This window comes from Kordiimonas sp. SCSIO 12610 (assembly GCF_024398015.1).
Lineage (GTDB): Bacteria > Pseudomonadota > Alphaproteobacteria > Sphingomonadales > Kordiimonadaceae > CANLMI01.
This window is the reverse complement of sequence record NZ_CP073747.1, coordinates 124,725-140,686: the sequence shown is the minus strand read 5'-3', so window position 1 is coordinate 140,686 and position 15,962 is coordinate 124,725. Positions and strand designations below refer to the sequence as shown.

Annotated in this window: 21 protein-coding genes; 10 read left to right on the top strand and 11 right to left on the bottom strand. The window is 46.1% G+C overall.

Annotation, left to right across the window (positions count from 1 at the left end; all coding sequences use genetic code 11):
• Positions 1–85: 85 nt before the first annotated feature.
• Both secB and KFF44_RS00700 read right to left on the bottom strand, forming a co-directional pair.
• Entirely contained in the window at positions 86–661 is a 576-nt protein-coding gene (secB, locus tag KFF44_RS00705; protein ID WP_255936241.1) for a protein-export chaperone SecB, read from the bottom strand.
• A 178-nt stretch (positions 662–839) separates the two neighbouring features.
• Positions 840–1,319 carry an FxsA family protein gene (locus tag KFF44_RS00700; protein ID WP_255936240.1) on the bottom strand — a complete coding sequence of 160 codons (480 nt, stop codon included), beginning with the start codon at positions 1,317–1,319 and terminating at the stop codon, positions 840–842.
• A 109-nt stretch (positions 1,320–1,428) separates the two neighbouring features.
• Here KFF44_RS00700 and KFF44_RS00695 point away from each other — a divergent pair, with 109 nt between their 5' ends.
• The 5 genes from KFF44_RS00695 (at position 1,429) to KFF44_RS00675 (ending at position 6,066) form a co-directional block, all read left to right on the top strand.
• Positions 1,429–2,091, top strand: a complete 663-nt coding sequence (locus KFF44_RS00695; protein ID WP_255936239.1) for a Tim44/TimA family putative adaptor protein — start codon at positions 1,429–1,431, stop codon at positions 2,089–2,091.
• A gap of 29 nt (positions 2,092–2,120) precedes the next feature.
• Complete coding sequence (locus KFF44_RS00690) at positions 2,121–3,329, top strand: murein transglycosylase A (protein ID WP_255936238.1); 1,209 nt, start codon at positions 2,121–2,123, stop codon at positions 3,327–3,329.
• Positions 3,329–3,943 carry a Smr/MutS family protein gene (locus KFF44_RS00685; protein ID WP_255936236.1) on the top strand — a complete coding sequence of 205 codons (615 nt, stop codon included), beginning with the start codon at positions 3,329–3,331 and terminating at the stop codon, positions 3,941–3,943. Before KFF44_RS00690 ends, KFF44_RS00685 begins: the two co-directional genes overlap by 1 nt.
• A gap of 27 nt (positions 3,944–3,970) precedes the next feature.
• On the top strand, positions 3,971–4,339 hold the full coding sequence (locus tag KFF44_RS00680; protein WP_255936234.1) for a helix-turn-helix domain-containing protein: 369 nt from the start codon (positions 3,971–3,973) through the stop codon (positions 4,337–4,339).
• 188 nt (positions 4,340–4,527) lie between these two features.
• The gene (locus tag KFF44_RS00675; RefSeq protein WP_255936232.1) at positions 4,528–6,066 is read left to right on the top strand and encodes a YifB family Mg chelatase-like AAA ATPase; all 1,539 of its coding nucleotides are present in this window, start codon (positions 4,528–4,530) and stop codon (positions 6,064–6,066) included.
• An 8-nt stretch (positions 6,067–6,074) separates the two neighbouring features.
• On the opposite strand, the gene KFF44_RS00670 is transcribed toward KFF44_RS00675, so the two are convergent.
• Positions 6,075–6,875 (bottom strand): sterol desaturase family protein, encoded by an 801-nt coding sequence (locus KFF44_RS00670; protein ID WP_255936230.1) that lies wholly within the window; start codon positions 6,873–6,875, stop codon positions 6,075–6,077.
• A gap of 112 nt (positions 6,876–6,987) precedes the next feature.
• On the opposite strand from KFF44_RS00670, the gene KFF44_RS00665 reads away from it, so the two are divergent.
• On the top strand, positions 6,988–7,632 hold the full coding sequence (locus KFF44_RS00665) for a Crp/Fnr family transcriptional regulator (protein WP_255936229.1): 645 nt from the start codon (positions 6,988–6,990) through the stop codon (positions 7,630–7,632).
• Positions 7,633–7,656: 24 nt separating this feature from the next.
• Complete coding sequence (locus tag KFF44_RS00660; protein WP_255936228.1) at positions 7,657–8,406, top strand: sulfite exporter TauE/SafE family protein; 750 nt, start codon at positions 7,657–7,659, stop codon at positions 8,404–8,406.
• Positions 8,407–8,416: 10 nt separating this feature from the next.
• Here the strand turns inward: KFF44_RS00660 and KFF44_RS00655 are convergent, their stop codons facing one another.
• From KFF44_RS00655 to hisB, 5 genes are read right to left on the bottom strand one after another with little or no spacing between them, the layout of a single operon-like run.
• Positions 8,417–8,740: a phosphoribosyl-ATP diphosphatase gene (locus tag KFF44_RS00655; RefSeq protein ID WP_255936227.1), complete on the bottom strand. Its 324-nt coding sequence runs from the start codon at positions 8,738–8,740 to the stop codon at positions 8,417–8,419.
• Complete coding sequence (hisF, locus tag KFF44_RS00650) at positions 8,740–9,504, bottom strand: imidazole glycerol phosphate synthase subunit HisF (protein WP_255936226.1); 765 nt, start codon at positions 9,502–9,504, stop codon at positions 8,740–8,742. The genes KFF44_RS00655 and hisF overlap by 1 nt, the downstream gene beginning before the upstream one ends.
• On the bottom strand, positions 9,504–10,229 hold the full coding sequence (gene hisA / locus KFF44_RS00645; RefSeq protein WP_370691183.1) for a 1-(5-phosphoribosyl)-5-[(5-phosphoribosylamino)methylideneamino]imidazole-4-carboxamide isomerase: 726 nt from the start codon (positions 10,227–10,229) through the stop codon (positions 9,504–9,506). The genes hisF and hisA overlap by 1 nt, the downstream gene beginning before the upstream one ends.
• Positions 10,229–10,885 carry an imidazole glycerol phosphate synthase subunit HisH gene (gene hisH, locus KFF44_RS00640; RefSeq protein WP_255936224.1) on the bottom strand — a complete coding sequence of 219 codons (657 nt, stop codon included), beginning with the start codon at positions 10,883–10,885 and terminating at the stop codon, positions 10,229–10,231. Before hisH ends, hisA begins: the two co-directional genes overlap by 1 nt.
• Before the next feature lie 17 nt (positions 10,886–10,902).
• Complete coding sequence (hisB, locus tag KFF44_RS00635; RefSeq protein ID WP_255936223.1) at positions 10,903–11,502, bottom strand: imidazoleglycerol-phosphate dehydratase HisB; 600 nt, start codon at positions 11,500–11,502, stop codon at positions 10,903–10,905.
• A gap of 248 nt (positions 11,503–11,750) precedes the next feature.
• Between hisB and hslV the strand changes: the two genes are divergently transcribed.
• From hslV to KFF44_RS00620, 3 genes are read left to right on the top strand one after another with little or no spacing between them, the layout of a single operon-like run.
• Entirely contained in the window at positions 11,751–12,347 is a 597-nt protein-coding gene (gene hslV, locus KFF44_RS00630; RefSeq protein WP_255936222.1) for an ATP-dependent protease subunit HslV, read from the top strand.
• Positions 12,348–12,353: 6 nt separating this feature from the next.
• Positions 12,354–13,667, top strand: a complete 1,314-nt coding sequence (gene hslU, locus KFF44_RS00625; RefSeq protein ID WP_255936220.1) for an ATP-dependent protease ATPase subunit HslU — start codon at positions 12,354–12,356, stop codon at positions 13,665–13,667.
• A gap of 30 nt (positions 13,668–13,697) precedes the next feature.
• Complete coding sequence (locus tag KFF44_RS00620; RefSeq protein ID WP_255936218.1) at positions 13,698–14,069, top strand: histidine triad nucleotide-binding protein; 372 nt, start codon at positions 13,698–13,700, stop codon at positions 14,067–14,069.
• Here the strand turns inward: KFF44_RS00620 and KFF44_RS00615 are convergent.
• The 3 genes from KFF44_RS00615 to KFF44_RS00605 are packed head-to-tail and all read right to left on the bottom strand — an operon-like array spanning position 14,066 to position 15,873.
• The gene (locus tag KFF44_RS00615; RefSeq protein ID WP_255936217.1) at positions 14,066–14,257 is read right to left on the bottom strand and encodes a Trm112 family protein; all 192 of its coding nucleotides are present in this window, start codon (positions 14,255–14,257) and stop codon (positions 14,066–14,068) included. The genes KFF44_RS00620 and KFF44_RS00615 overlap by 4 nt on opposite strands.
• Before the next feature lie 10 nt (positions 14,258–14,267).
• Positions 14,268–14,927, bottom strand: coding sequence for an LON peptidase substrate-binding domain-containing protein (locus tag KFF44_RS00610; protein ID WP_255936216.1), 660 nt, complete (start codon positions 14,925–14,927; stop codon positions 14,268–14,270).
• Positions 14,928–14,937: 10 nt separating this feature from the next.
• Entirely contained in the window at positions 14,938–15,873 is a 936-nt protein-coding gene (locus KFF44_RS00605) for a tetratricopeptide repeat protein (protein ID WP_255936214.1), read from the bottom strand.
• Positions 15,874–15,962: the final 89 nt, after the last annotated feature.

Genomic DNA, 15,962 nt, shown 5'->3' with positions numbered 1-15,962 from the left:
TTTCGGTTTATCAATTTACCTAAGTAGATAATAAAAAAGCCAGCTTATGAAATAAGCTGGCTTTCAGAAATATTGACGATAAATCCTAGTTCAGGTTAATCGGCGCTGGTGCGTCACCATCTGCAGCTGGAGCAGCTTCACCGCCAGCGTTCTGCGCTTCTTGAGCAAGTTGTGCGCGATATAGTGCGTCAAAGTTAATAGGCTCAAGAAGGAGTGGTGGGAAACCACCATCGCGTGACGCATCAGCAATGATACGGCGCGCAAATGGGAACATAAGCATTGGTGCCTGTACCAGTAAGAAGCCGCGAAGTGCATCTTGTGGAACATTGCGGATACCAAAGAGCGCGCCGTAAGAAAGTTCAACAACAAATGCTACTGTACCTTCACCGCCCTCTTCAGCTGCTGGTGTAGTTGCCTTAGCTGAGATTTTGAGATCTACTTCGTAAACTTCTTCGTTCATTTGGCGAACACCTACATTCACATTCACATCGATCGCCGGTGCATTGCCTGCTTGGTTTTGTAGGCTTGCTGGTGCATTCGGGTTCTCAAATGACAAGTCTTTGATATATTGTGCAAGAACACCAGCTTGAGGTGCTTCAGCGCCTTCCGGAGCGGGACCGCCTACAGGTGTTTGGTTGTTTTGGAAATCATTCTCAGCCATGTTTTCACTCTTGATCTAATAAAAATTCTAATAGTTTAATTTTTGTCGTTGCTGGTTGTTCGCAAAATATATCCAGTCACGGCAAACTTGGGCAAAGCGCTAGCATGGTTTGCCCTTCTGGACAACAGCAAATGCAGCTTATTTAAAGGGATTAGGCGATAAAACCTTCATGGCCGGGTTATTTCTGCTCGATGTTATCTTTATCTTGCGTGTTTTCATGCTCGGAATATTCGCCTTCAATGATGATATTGTCATTGTATGGTTTTGTATTTGAATAGCTATTCTGGCCTTGTTGGCTTCGGTGAATAACCATATTGAGGAGGCCCAGTTTAGCGATGCCAAGGCGAATATGTGGGACCAATAATATTCCACCGATAGCATCTGTTATGAAGCCCGGAATAAACAGAAAAACCCCTGCTACCATGAGGAAAAAGCCGTGGATCAGGTTTTCGCCGATTTCTTCACCCTGAAGGGCGGTGGATTGCATCTTTGAAAAAATCTGTAAGCCTTGCAATCGAACCAGATACATTCCGGCGCCAGCCGTTAGCAAACATAGCATAATTGTTTGCAGCCCACCGATTGAACTCCCAACGTCGATTAACACAGATAACTCTAGAAGCGGAAAAGCTGCTAAAATAAATAATATGATCCATACCATTGCTTGTTCTTTCTGTTAAATCGTCCTATTTATTAAGGGATCAATCCATCCGGCTTCAATAGGCCGTATGAAAGAAATATAAAATACCGCACAAATAATAAGAGATATCATGGCGATTATAGACATTATCATTATAGCAGCACTTGGGGCATTTATCTTTTTGCGTTTGCGTTCAGAGCTTGGAAACAAGTCAGGCACAGAGCATTTACCGCCCGCAGCGAACAGACAGCGCCAAAATGAAGGGCGTGATGTTGATCCTTATGGGCGACCAATGGACACGCAACAAGATGATGATAGTGTTGTCGAGCTTGAGGGTGACCCGGCCCTGCGCAGAGTATTCCAAGATATCAGGCGTGCTGATAGATCGTTTAATGTTCCTCAGTTTTTGAGCGGTGCAGAAGGCGCGTACAGAATGATTTTAGAGGCTTTCTGGTCCGGTGACAGTGCAACCTTAAAGGAATTTTTATCTGAAGATATCAGCGGTCAGTTTATTGGGGCTATTGATGCACGTGCGGATGCTGGTCATACGCTCGATAACCGGTTGCTTGATATTGAGAATGCAAAGGTCATTGAAGGCCGCTTGGATAATAAATCTGCCGAACTGACCGTGCAGTTTACCTCTGAAATTTTGGCCGTTACCCGGGATAGTGACGGGCGTGTTATCGAAGGGGATGCGTCTGACGCCGTTACCGTTAATGATCAATGGACGTTTGCACGTGATGTAAGTTCACGCGATCCTAAATGGATACTTGTCGCGACGCGCGCAGGATAATTCCAGTTTACTAAGGCTTTGAATAACCCATGAGACAGATATTTGGCTATATTGGTGCTGCTCTGGCTCTTATTCTGGTTGTTATAATTGCCTTATATTACCTTTCGCCCAAGCAAACGAAAGCGCTGACATTCGACCGCGTTGATTTCGCTGAACTACCTGGTTGGGTAGACAGTCAGGATATTAACGGTGGATTTAAGGCTTTTTTGAAAACCTGTGATAGCCTGCTTAAAAAAGCAGACGGTGCTCGCTTACAGGGGGCGCAAATTGGAGGTACTGCCGCTGATTGGAAACCTGTTTGCAACGCCGCTAACGCAATCAATCGTCTAAGTATGGTTGAGGTTCGCACATTTTACGAGGCGAATTTCAAAGCGTTTGAAGTTTCGTTGAATGGGAACCACGAAGGGTTGTTTACCGGGTATTTTGAACCGCTCCTGAAGGGTAGTTTTAAGAAGTCTGATAGGTTTCAGCACGCCATATATAGTTTGCCCAAGGACCTGGTTAGTGTGGACCTTGGACGTTTCAGGCCTGATTTAAAAGGCGAGAGAATAGCAGGTAAGATCCAGAATAATCGCCTTATTCCGTATGAAGACAGGGCTGCTATCGATACGGGTGCCTTGGAACAGAAAGCGGATGTGCTTCTGTGGGTCGATAGTCCGATTGATGTTTTTTTTCTTCATATTCAGGGGTCTGGCCGGGTAGAAATGCCGGATGGTACCTTACAAGGCGTGGGTTATGCAGGGCAAAATGGCCATGTTTACCGTGCGATCGGACGCGATCTGATTGATATGGGGGAAATAGAGCGCGAAAACATATCTATGCAGTCGATTAGATCGTGGTTAGAAAAAAATACTGATAGTGCCCAAGCTTTGATGCAAAAAAATCGCTCGTATATTTTCTTTAGATTGCTTGATGGTACCGATGGGCCTTTTGGGTCGGCGGGCGTTGGTTTAACAGCAGGCCATTCGCTGGCCATTGACCTTCGTCACCTGCCGATGCATGCGCCGGTTTGGCTCAGCGCTAGTTATCCAGCAGCAAACGGCAATCAAAATGTACAAATGGACCGACTGATGGTCGCGCAAGATACGGGCGGTGCGATCAGAGGTGAAATTCGCGGTGATGTCTTTTGGGGGTTTGGTGATGAAGCAGCAGCAATTGCAGGGAAAATGCAAAATACAGGTCGATATTGGATATTGCTGCCTAATCTGCTCGCAGATAAATTAATTGCAGCAAAATAATGCCGAACGACTTTGCAAAAAAAGGAAAAAATAGTTTATCCGATCAGGATCAACAGCTTTGGGATGAAGTAAAGAAAACTGTAAAACCCCTTAAGAAGGTAGCTTCTTCCGCTGGCAAGCCTGCTATCAAGCCGCGCCGGATGATCGCGCGCAAGGAAGAGGCGAGGGAAATTCCAGCCGAATGGTATTTGGGTCAAAGCCCGACACCAGACTCCAGAATTGACCGCAAAACGAAAAGGCGAATTGCAAGCGGTATTAAGGATGTGGATCGATCTATTGATCTTCATGGGATGACCCAAGACCAGGCCTATCGAATTTTAAAGAATGCAGTAGAGGGTGGTATCAGGCGCGGGGATAAAACATTGTTGGTGGTAACGGGGAAAGGCGGTAGGCGCTTTTCGCAGCTAGATAATGATACGCCTGTTGCCTATCGAACACGTGAACAATTTGATCAGCATGGCGGGGTTTTAAAGCGATTGGTGCCTGTTTGGCTGCAATCCTCTGAAATCCGGCCTTTTATTGAAAGCTTCGATAGTGCGGCAAAGGAACATGGCGGTGAAGGGGCATTATATATACTGTTACGCAAGAAATTGCCGACCCAACGGAAACCCTAATATTGATAAATTATTTAGAGAACTGGAATGACACCCTTCGGTGAAAAACTAAGGACTTTACGGGCAAAAAAAGGTGTTAGCCAGGCCCAAATGGCAGCAGACCTAGACGTAAGCCCCGCATATTTATCTGCGCTCGAGCATGGGAAGCGAGGCAGCCCGTCATGGCCTCTGCTACAAAAAATTATTCAGTATTTTGGCCTGGTTTGGGATGATGCAGAAGAATTAAAAGAAGTTGCTGAGTTTTCCAAGCCAAAGGTGACAATTGATACATCCGGATTAAATCCAAAAGCCACCCATGCGGCTAATCTTTTGGCTGCAAGGGTTGGAAGGCTTGATGATCGTGCGTTGGATCAATTACTGGCCTTGTTGGGAAATCGTCCTTCCAGGGGTCAATGATCAGCTTAAGACGTTATTGTTGTTTTAGATAAGCTTTCAAGTTCCTACTGAAATCACAAAATGTTTTTGTTTTGTTCTCTTTTTTGCTGGACTCTTACCCGTAATTGAGCATACTTATCCACGTCTTGGTTGCATAATATATGTTTGACGTTGGTTGCGCATGACCTGCACATATTGGGGGACCATAATTGATAGCAACAGTTAAAACAGTGGCGTTTGAAGGGATTGACGCAAGGCCCGTTGAGGTTCAGGTTCAGATTTCAAGCGGCCTTCCAGCCTTTACGATTGTTGGCTTGCCAGACAAAGCTGTAACGGAGGCGCGTGAACGTGTGCGTTCTGCGCTTTCTGCTCTTGGGCTTGGTTTGCCCGCCGAACGGATCACTGTTAACCTTTCCCCGGCCAGCATGCCTAAAAATGGAAGTCACCTAGATCTATCTATAGCGTTGGCGATTTTAACAGCAATGCAAGTTTTGCCAGCTGATACATTATCTAACTATTATGTGATGGGTGAGCTGGGTCTGGATGGTTCAGTTCGTGCCGTTAATGGTGTTTTGCCTGCAGCTGTGTTTGCTAACAGCGAAGCATGCGGCCTTGTATGCCCCTATGAATGCGGTGGGGAGGCTGCATGGGCTGGTAATAGTGATATTCTGGCCCCCAAAAGTCTGTTGGCGTTAATCAATCACTTCAAAGGTAGCCAGGTTTTGTCTACCCCCAGTATTTCAAAGGCATGTGCCCCAGCCTCTTATGCTGACTTTCGTGATATTAAGGGGCAGGAGGGGGCCAAGCGAATCCTTGAAATTGCTGCCGCTGGTGGTCACAATGTTCTTATGTCCGGGCCTCCTGGGTCTGGAAAGTCGATGTTGGCATCAAGGTTTCCGTCCATCCTACCACCAATGTCTGCGATGGAAGCGTTAGAGACAAGTATGATTGCTTCTGTTGCTGGCCTGCTTGAAAATGGTGTTGTCAGTAAAGAGCGCCCTTTCCGTGATCCGCATCACAGTGCTAGCCTGCCCGCATTAATCGGTGGTGGTGCAAGGGCCTTACCGGGTGAAGTCTCGCTCGCAAATGGGGGTGTATTGTTCCTCGATGAACTCCCTGAGTTCGCGAGAACAACATTGGAGGCCCTGCGTCAGCCCCTTGAAAGCGGAAAAGCGGTTATCGCGCGGGCACAGGCGCATATAAGTTATCCTGCACGATTTCAATTGGTTGCGGCGATGAACCCGTGCAAGTGTGGGTATCTAAGCGACGAAGGGCTTGCCTGTAATCGGGCACCAAAATGCGCAGTTGACTATCAATCAAAAATATCAGGACCTTTGTATGACAGGATGGACCTGCATGTGGAGGTGGCCGCGGTATCCCCAACCGAATTAACGTCACTACCAAACGGAGAAAGCTCAAATGAAATTGCTGCGCGTGTACAGAAGGCCAGAGACATTCAGCAAGATCGGTTTGAGCGATTGGCAGCAGATAGTGGAATATTGGTAAATGCCCATGCAGACGGTGAATTGTTAACGACAATTGCAAGCCCGGATGAAAAAGGTAAGGCCCTGTTGGAACGAGCTGTTGGGCAAATGCATTTATCGGCGCGCGGATATCACCGGGTTCTGCGTGTTGCACGAACGCTTGCTGATCTCGCTGGCGAGGAAGCAATTATGGTTCATCATATTGCAGAGGCTTTGTCCTACAGGCGTCCAAGTTTAATGACTGCTTATCAGAAAACTGCTTGATGGTTCTTTTAATCTTCTTTGGTTTTAATTAAAGGCCAAAAAAGTTGTTCAGGCCAATTTGATGTTGGCAGGTTTTCCACACCAAATTTTTTGGGATATTTGCGGGTTATTTTTGCGGTGCCAAAGAGCACATCCCAGAAAAACAACAGATTACCAAAGTTACCCTTATAGTTAGTGATGCCGTCATCAGCGTGTTTACCGTGATGGGCAGAGTGGGTAGACGGTGTTGATATTGTACGCTCTACAATCCACATCAACCAAGATAATTGAGGTATTTTATAGAGTGCGGCATCCCAGCGCCAGCTTGAGTGTGCACCAATGATGACTGTCATTTTTACGGCCACATATCCAGCGTATATCCAGCCGAGTCCCAGATAGATCAGAATTCCGGAAAACCATAAGGATGGCATAAGAAAATAATAAAAGACGTTATTTCGATATACCGTGCGGACACTTAAATATTCGCCGTTATGATGGGCGCGGTGCAAGTTATATAAAAATGGAAAAGTGTGGGAGGCCCGATGCCACCAATATTGCATCATGTCGTCAAATATGATCAGGAACATAATGCCCGCAATTACCGGATACCCGATCAAAGCATCTTTGGCATCAGGCAGGAAATATTCCATACCTATGTAGGCGAGATAGAGAATAAACGGTTGCGTTATACCGAGCAGGATTACTGTGCCGATAATTTCAACGTATCCATCTGATTTTACCTCACCTTCCTTATGCAAAAACCGATCAGTCACCACCTCTAAAAGCGCAAAGGATATAAAAACGAGGAATATAACCATTTGAGCTGACACGGTATGATCTCCACATGCTTTATCTGTTATCGGTTAATTAAGGCCAGTGTATAGATTTTGCTTATTTAAAATGTATAATGCTTTACATTTTAAATCTTTGCAGAGAAGTGTGATGCTATCAGCAGATGTCCTAAGCCTTTTTGAACGGTTTGCTATTGGTCGAACATATGGTGACCGCGAGCAAATTCAGGCACGCGGAGAACGAAAAGCCGGATTATCGATTGTAAGATCTGGGGCGGTGCGTGTTGGAAATTATGGTCGTGATGGCCAATATTTTTTAACGCGCCTGTTGGTGCCGGGCGATACGTTTGGTGAATTCACCCTCTTCGCGGATTTGCCCCGAACCCATAATGCTGAGGCATTTGGTGAAACTGTAGTTGATCAGATTCCTTTGTCTGATTTCAATATGATGGTGCAAGAATATCCCGAGATTAAAGATTATTTATTGTCGGCACTTGCGCAGAATCTTCATATTGCGCTTGAAACTCTAGATGATGTTCGCCGTCAACCCATTATCGTGCGGGTTGCCAAAGTTCTTCTAAGCTATGTACACAAACACAAAATTGATATGAATATTCCGATAACACAAACCATGATGTCTGAAACGCTGGGTGTATCAAGGCTTTCTGTTCATAATGCCTTGAAGGAATTTCAGAAGATGAACATTCTGGAACGTAAATACGGTGCAGTTTTCATCAAGGATTATGACGCCCTCGTTGAATGGATTGCTAATCATGAAGAATTGGCAAGTCTTTGAATATGGGGTGGGCAAGGGCTGAACATGTTTCCTGAATGGTTAGGTTTTATTGAACTGATCATGCTCCTGATAACGAGCTTTCTGGGGTCACTAATAACTGCGTCTATGGGGCTGGGGGGAGGCGTCTTATTGCTTGCTGTTCTGACGCAGTTCATACCTGCTGTTGCAGTTATTCCCGTACACGGCGTTGTGCAATTAGGGTCAAACATTGGCCGCGCTGGTTTGATGCGGCACTTTATAGATATCCGAATATGCCTTTATTTTCTGGTTGGAAGCGTGATCGGTGCTATTGCCGGCGGGCAAATTGCGTTCACATTAGAACCGGATTATTTGAGGCTTTTAATCGCTCTATTTATATTTTGGAGTATCTGGAGGCCAAACATTGTCATTGGCTATTCATCCAAATTAGTAATCTTTTTGGGTGGATTTGTATCAACCGTTTTGACCATGTTTGTTGGGGCAACCGGCCCTTTTGTAGCAACGCTACTCAGAACACAAAAATATGGCCGCGAACAACAAGTTGCAACAATGGCGGCCTGCATGGTGCTGCAGCATTTATTAAAGGTGATGGTGTTTGTTACACTCGGATTTGTTCTTACTGATTATATAGGGCTGATTACAGTGATGGTCGCCACTGGTTTTGTAGGGACATTGATTGGGAAAAGGTTATTACTGAAGGCAAATGAACGACAGTTTAATATTATACTGAATGTAATGCTGGTATTATTGGCGGGGCGGCTGTTATGGATAAGTACACTCAACCTCTTTGGTTAAGGGCTACTTACTATTCTGAACGCGAAGCTTTCTCTGTGAGGCCAGAAATTCCCTCCCGGCGTGCAAGTTCCTTGGCAACATCTTCAAGGTTCATGTCTTTTGATTTCAGAAGTACCATTAAGTGAAACAATAAATCTGCAGCTTCTTTTGCAAGCTCTTCATCATCACCTTTTGCTGTGGCCATAGCAGTTTCAACCGCTTCTTCACCAACTTTTTGTGCGATTTTATCTGAGCCTTTTTTATAAAGTCGTGCCACATAACTTATGTCAGGGTCCGCTGACTTACGTTCTTCTAGCAGGCTTTCAAGGGTGGTTAAAATATCAATATTGGACATTATAGTACCTCCCGCATGGGTACACCGTTTTTGACCATATGGTCTTTGGCTTCTTTGATCGTATATTCACCAAAGTGGAAAATAGAGGCAGCAAGAACAGCGGACGCTTCGCCGTCACGGATGCCTTCAACCAAGTGATCCAGAGTTCCGACACCACCGGACGCAATAACAGGAACATTCACTGCCCTGCTTACGGCCTTTGTAAGTGTGATATTAAACCCTTCACGGGTTCCGTCGCGGTCCATACTTGTCAGCAGAATTTCACCAGCCCCAAGTTCGGTTGCCTGCTTCGCATATTCAACGGCATCAAGGCCTGTCGGCTTGCGCCCACCGTGGGTGAAAACTTCCCATTTGCCCGGACTTACTTCTTTGGCGTCAACAGCAACAACAATACACTGTGATCCAAACTTTTCTGCCAGCTCCTTGATAACCTGCGGATTGTTTACTGCGGCAGTCATCAAAGATACTTTGTCTGCACCAGCGAGCAAAAGGTTACGAACATCCTCTTCACCGCGGACACCACCTCCAACCGTAAGCGGCATGAAGCAGGCCTCTGCTGTACGCTTGACCACATCGAGCAAAATACCCCTGCGCTCATGGCTTGCGGTAATATCCAGAAATGTAAGTTCATCTGCGCCGGCTGCGTCATAAACGCGAGCTTGCTCTACGGGGTCACCTGCGTCTTTGAGGTCAACAAAGTTAACACCCTTAACAACACGGCCATCCTTTACATCAAGGCAGGGTATAATGCGTGCTTTCAGCATTATTGATTACCTTTAGTAATATTAAGGGCTTCGATCAGGTCCATCCCGCCGTCATATATTGCACGGCCGGTAATTACGCCTTCAAGGTTTTTCATATCATATACCTTTTGAATATCTGATAAGTCCTTAACACCACCTGAGGCAATAACGGGTATGGTAACAGCGTCAGCCAGCTTTGATGATGCTTCTGCGTTTACGCCAGACAATGTGCCGTCGCGGTCAATATCTGTATGAATAATGGCAGCAACCCCGACGTCTTCGAATTTCTTAGCCAGTTCCTCAACTTCCATATCACTTGCCTCAGCCCAGCCCTCTACGGCCACCATGCCCTTGAGCGCGTCAATGCCCACAGCGATTTTACCAGGGAACAATTTGCAGGCTTCAATAACAAGCTTCGGGTCTTTAACTGCAAGTGTTCCCAGAATTAATCTTGAAATTCCAGCGTCTAACCAGTGTTCCATTGTTTTGATGTTTCGAATACCGCCGCCAAGCTGAACCGGAACATCAACGTTTGCGAGGATTGAGCGGACAGCATCACCGTTTACGGGTTCCCCAGCAAAGGCGCCGTTCAGGTCAACCAGGTGTAGCCATGTACATCCTGCTTTGACAAACTCCTGTGCCTGTGCTGCCGGATTGTCATTAAAAACGGTTGCTTCATTCATATCACCCTTAAACAGGCGGACACAGTTCCCGTCCTTAAGGTCGATAGCTGGATAAAGAGTAATCATGGTTTCCACTCCAAAAATGCCTTTAAGAACTTGAGGCCTACAGCTTGACTTTTTTCCGGGTGAAACTGTGTACCAATCATGTTGTCTCGCCCAATTATAGCGGTTAGTGTTTCACCATACTCTGTTGTGGCATAGAGCATCGTATCGTCGTTCATTGCCATATGGTAGCTATGAACAAAATAAGCGTGATCACCATGCGCAAGGACACTGGCAACAGGGTGGGTTTTCGCTGTTTCGCTCACGTAAACTTCATTCCACCCCATGTGCGGAATTTTTAATGTATCTATTTTTGGCTCAATCGGTTTAACAGCACCATCAATCCATCCAAGGCCCGGATGGGTCCCAAATTCCTGGCCTTCGTTTGCCATGAGCTGCATGCCAACACAGACGCCTAAGAATGGTTTGCCGCGCTCAATGATTTGCTCTGATAGTGCATCCACCATACCGGGGAGGTTATACAAACCCCTGCGGCAATCGGCAAACGCACCAACACCCGGTAGAACAACCCTGTCTGCTTTCAAGACAACTTCTGGATCATTCGTAACAATAATATTTGCCGCAATATTATTATCACTGGCAGCGCGTGCGAGTGACTTTTCAGCAGACCTCAGGTTGCCGGAGCCATAATCAATGATGGCAACGGTTTCAGACATTCATTTTCTCCAAAAAACTAGAGGCTACCGCCAAGCGTACCTTTTGTTGATGGCACAGCATTGGCTTTGCGTGGGTCGATTTCACAGGCAGTGCGTAGGCTACGTGCAACAGCTTTGAAGCAGGATTCGATAATATGGTGATTGTTTTTGCCATATAGATTTTCCACATGCAGCGTAAACCCTGCGGCAAAGGCAAAGCCACGGAAAAACTCTTCGAAAAGTTCTGTATCGAACTCACCGATTTTATCGCGGGTGAAATCAACATTCCAGATAATGAAAGGGCGCCCGGAAATATCAATGGCTGCGCGGCTTAGGGTTTCATCCATTGGGATATACGCATTTGCGTAGCGGGTAATGCCCTTCAGGTCGCCGAGCGCTTTCTTCATGGCTGAACCAATCGCAATACCGCAATCTTCTGTGGTATGGTGGCCATCAATGTGCAAATCACCTTTGGCTTTGACTGTAAGGTCAATCAAAGAATGCCGGGAAAGTTGTTCAAGCATATGATCAAGGAAACCGATACCTGTCTCAACATTATAGATACCTGTTCCATCAATGTTTAGCTCAACAGAAATTTCTGTTTCATTGGTTTTGCGTTCAATTGATGCCGTGCGCATGAACATTCCTCCGCATTCGCATATCAAAAGCAAATTGCTTCTTGAAATGCCAAAATGATTTAATTTTGACCGCTACATAGCACTCAACACCCTGATTTGCCAGACTATCTATAAAAAAAGCTTTCACTATTATATGATGACAGAGCGGCAATCTATTTAGTGCTTCTTTCGTAAGCTGGTCTTGTATCAGGGTTGTGTTCGTCATATATGCAATCCTGATTAATGGATTATATAAAGGACATGACTGAATGACTCAGTTCAATGATAAGCTTCCTACATGGCATGCAACAACGATTTGTAGCGTTCGCAAGGACGGTAAAGTTGTTATTGCGGGTGATGGTCAGGTATCGGTCGGCGATACGGTGATGAAGGCAAATGCCCGCAAGGTCAGGCAATTAGCTGGCGGTGTGATCGCGGGCTTTGCTGGTGCAACCGCGGATGCATTTACGTTATTTGAGCGCCTTGAAGCAAAATTGGAGCGCCACCCAGGTCAGCTGGCGAGGGCGTGTGTTGAACTGGCGAAGGACTGGCGAACAGACAAGTATCTGCGGCAGCTTCAAGCGATGATGATCGTTGTTGATAAATCAACGAGTCTTGTGGTGACAGGTAACGGGGATGTCTTGGAACCTGAGCACGGTGTTGTTGCGATCGGTTCTGGCGGTAATTTTGCGCTTGCGGCAGCCCGCGCGCTCTACGATCAAGACCTGAGTGCAGAGGAAGTTGCACGCCGAGCAATGGCTATCGCGGCCGATATTTGTGTTTATACAAACGGCAATCTTATCGTTGAGACGCTTGATGCTGAAGATAATAAAGTCCAAGGCGGCAAAGAAGAAAGTCAGGAGTAAGTTAGTATGACAAGTTTTTCCCCGCGCGAGATTGTATCCGAACTGGATCGTTTTATTATTGGGCAGGCAGACGCAAAACGTGCTGTTGCGGTGGCGCTCAGAAATCGGTGGCGCAGACAGCAAATCGATGGTCAGATGCGTGATGAGGTTTTACCAAAAAATATCCTTATGATTGGACCAACGGGTGTCGGCAAAACCGAAATCTCTCGCCGTCTTGCCAAACTAGCGGAAGCACCATTTATCAAGGTTGAAGCAACTAAATTTACCGAGGTTGGATATGTAGGCCGCGATGTTGAGCAAATCATTCGCGATCTGATTGAAAACGCGCTTCTCCTGATGAAAGAAAAAAAGCGCAAGGAAGTTGCCGCAAAAGCAGAATTGCATGCGGAAGACCGTGTTCTTGATGCGCTTGTTGGTGAAAGCTCTGGAGACGCTACACGCCAAAAATTTCGCCAAATGCTTCGCGACGGCGAACTTGCAGAAAAAGAAATAGAACTGGATATCGCTGATACTTCTAATCCGTTCCCGCAATTTGATATTCCGGGTATGCCGGGTGCGAGTGTTGGTATGCTGAATATTGGCGATATGTTCGGTAAATCGATGGGCGGCCGTACGGTTAAGAAAAAGATGAAAGTTGGCGAAGCCTATGAAGTCTTAATGGGTGAAGAAGCTGACAAGCTGGTTGACGAAGAAAGCATGACCCGCGAAGCAATAGAGCTTGTTGAACAAAATGGTATCGTGTTTCTGGACGAGGTTGATAAAATTTGTGCCCGTCAGGATGTTCGCGGCGGTGATGTTAGCCGCGAAGGTGTTCAGCGTGATCTGTTGCCGCTTATTGAAGGAACGACCGTGTCAACAAAGCACGGAGCCATTAAAACAGATCATATTCTCTTTATTGCGTCTGGTGCATTCCATTTGGCAAAACCATCGGATTTGCTGCCTGAATTGCAGGGTCGCCTTCCGATCCGTGTGGAGCTTCGAGCACTCACTGAAGAAGATTTCAAACGTATTTTGAAAGAGCCGGATTATAGCCTGATTAGGCAGTATGAAGCCTTGATGAAAACCGAAAATGTGACGCTCGAGTTCACAGAAGACGGTATTGACGAAATTGCCCGTATTTCAGCGCATTTCAATGAAACCGTTGAAAATATTGGCGCGAGGCGTTTGCATACAGTTCTGGAAAAAGTCCTAGAGGAAATTTCCTTTAAAGCGTCTGATCAACCAGATACGGTAGTTAAGGTTGATGCTGATTATGTGAAAACCAACATGGGTGAACAGCTAAACACTGGTGACACAGACCTTAGCAAGTTTATCCTGTAAAAATAATTCTGAAACCTGTGGAGTAGTATCATGGCCTATGATCAAAATAATATCTTTGCAAAAATTCTGCGCGGCGAGATTCCTTGCAATAAGGTTTTTGAAAATGATCATGCGCTCGCGTTCCATGATATCAATCCGCAGGCTTCAGTACATGTTCTTGTGATCCCAAAAGGGGATTATGTGTCTATGGCGGACTTTACCGCAAATGCACCGGCAGAATTGATTGAAGGGTTTATGCGTGCGGTCGGTGAGGTCGCGAGAGAGCTTGGCCTTGAGAGCGGTGGCTATCGGACAATATCAAATGCGGGGCCTAACTCGCATCAGGAAGTCCCTCACTTGCATATTCATATTCTGGGTGGCCGACCATTAGGGCCTTTACTCGACAGTCGTTTTGAGAATTAAGAATTTATTTCGCGCGCTTCATCTGCAAGTAAAATGGGAATTCCATCCCGAATAGGATATGCGAGGCCGGCTGTATTGCTGATCAGTTCCTGTGCTTCTGCGTCATATTCCAGTGTGGAGCGTGACACCGGGCATATTAATATTTCAAGAAGCTTAGGGTCGGCGCTTCCCTTGGTTTTTTCGGTCATCAGTATATCCTTAGTGATGTTCACTATCATTGAGGGGGTTTAAACTTGCTATCGCCATTTCCAGCAAACTTAAAAGCATTTCATTTCGACTATAAATGTCTGAAGCCTCAAGCATAGCTTGCTTTTCTGATGGCTGAAACGGAATAATCATTGATAGTGTGTTGACAAGTATTTCATCCGGTGCGGTTTCAATGCCGGTGTAGTCAGCCGATAAGCCCCGTTTTTCAAGGTAACTTGATAGTGATTTAAGGAGTAATTCCCTATCAATATTGCAATCGTGTGCGGGTACGGTTTGATCATCGGCAAAGACTTCAAAATCAACCAAGGCCTGACGATAAGGTGTTGTTGTTTCCAGTTCGGATTCTATACGAAACCTTGATAAACCACGAAGCATGATTTCAATGCGCCCATCGTCAGTGTGTTGCATTTGTTCGATGTGGCCAACACATCCTATTGAAAATAGTTCAGGGGTTTTACTGTCTAAAACGCCTTTCAATGGTTGCACCATGCCAATCAAATTATTGGTCATTGAGGCATCTTCTATCATCTTGAGGTAGCGAGGTTCGAAAATATTGAGCGGAAGATTGCACCTCGGCAGAAGAGTTGCGCCCGGCAAGGGAAACAATGGAATTGTTTTTGGTAATGTAAAGGGATTAACCGTTTCTTCCATTCTTTGGGCCTTAGCTAAAGAGGATTGATGATAATCTTCTACGATACTTTAGAGTGAACGGACTATCCGCACCTTCAACTTCAAACAATTTCAGGAGATGTTTTCGAGCCGCATCTTCGTTCCATTCGCGGTCGCGCATAATGATAGCGAGCAGGGCATCTGCGCCTGCTTCCAGATTACCTTTCGCCTGATGAGCAAGCGCAAGGTCATAACGCGCTTGATAATTGGTGCTATCAGCCTCGATAGCGCGCTCAAGTTCTTCGATATCACCGGCGCTTTCTGCTTGTGCCGATAGTTCAAGTGCTGTGTTCAGGCGTTCTAAGCGTGCCTTTAGGTCTTTATCATTAATGGCGTTAGGGTCGAGCTGTGTCAGGATTGTTTTCGCTTGATCGGTTTCACCCATTTTCAAAAGGGCGTCTCCCAATCGGATAACTGTGCCTATGTTTCCTGGTTCATGCCCGAGTACCTGCTGACACCCTTGCACAACCTGCATATATTCACCTGCATCATATAGCGCGTCTATTTGTTCCAATGCAGCATCAATTGGGTTTGATTGTTGTGCGCCACCACTGATTTCAATCAGGCGATCAATGAAGGCTTTAATCTGAGAGGGCGGAACGGCGCCTTGAAACCCGTCTACTGGTTGACCTTGCCAGAAGGCGAGCACTGTTGGCAAACTTTGCACCTGTAGTTGCCCGCAAAGTGCCTGGTTTTGATCGGCATTTACCTTAACCAGTGTAACCGCGCCAGCGGCTTCGGTTACCGCAGCCTCTAAGGCAGGCATTAACTGCTTGCATGGTCCGCACCAATCTGCCCAGAAATCAACGATAACAGGTCTTTGCATAGACGCTGTAATCACATCCTCGCCGAACCCTTGTAGGTTTGTATCTTTGATCAATGTTGACGTGTCGCTAGTCGCTGTCGGCGCTGGAGATTGGTGTTCCATTTTATGCTCATCTGATTGTGTGATAAATCAACCGTTAAACCTGATGGTTTATTCATGTCGGGACAATAATGAGTCCGGATAGGATACGC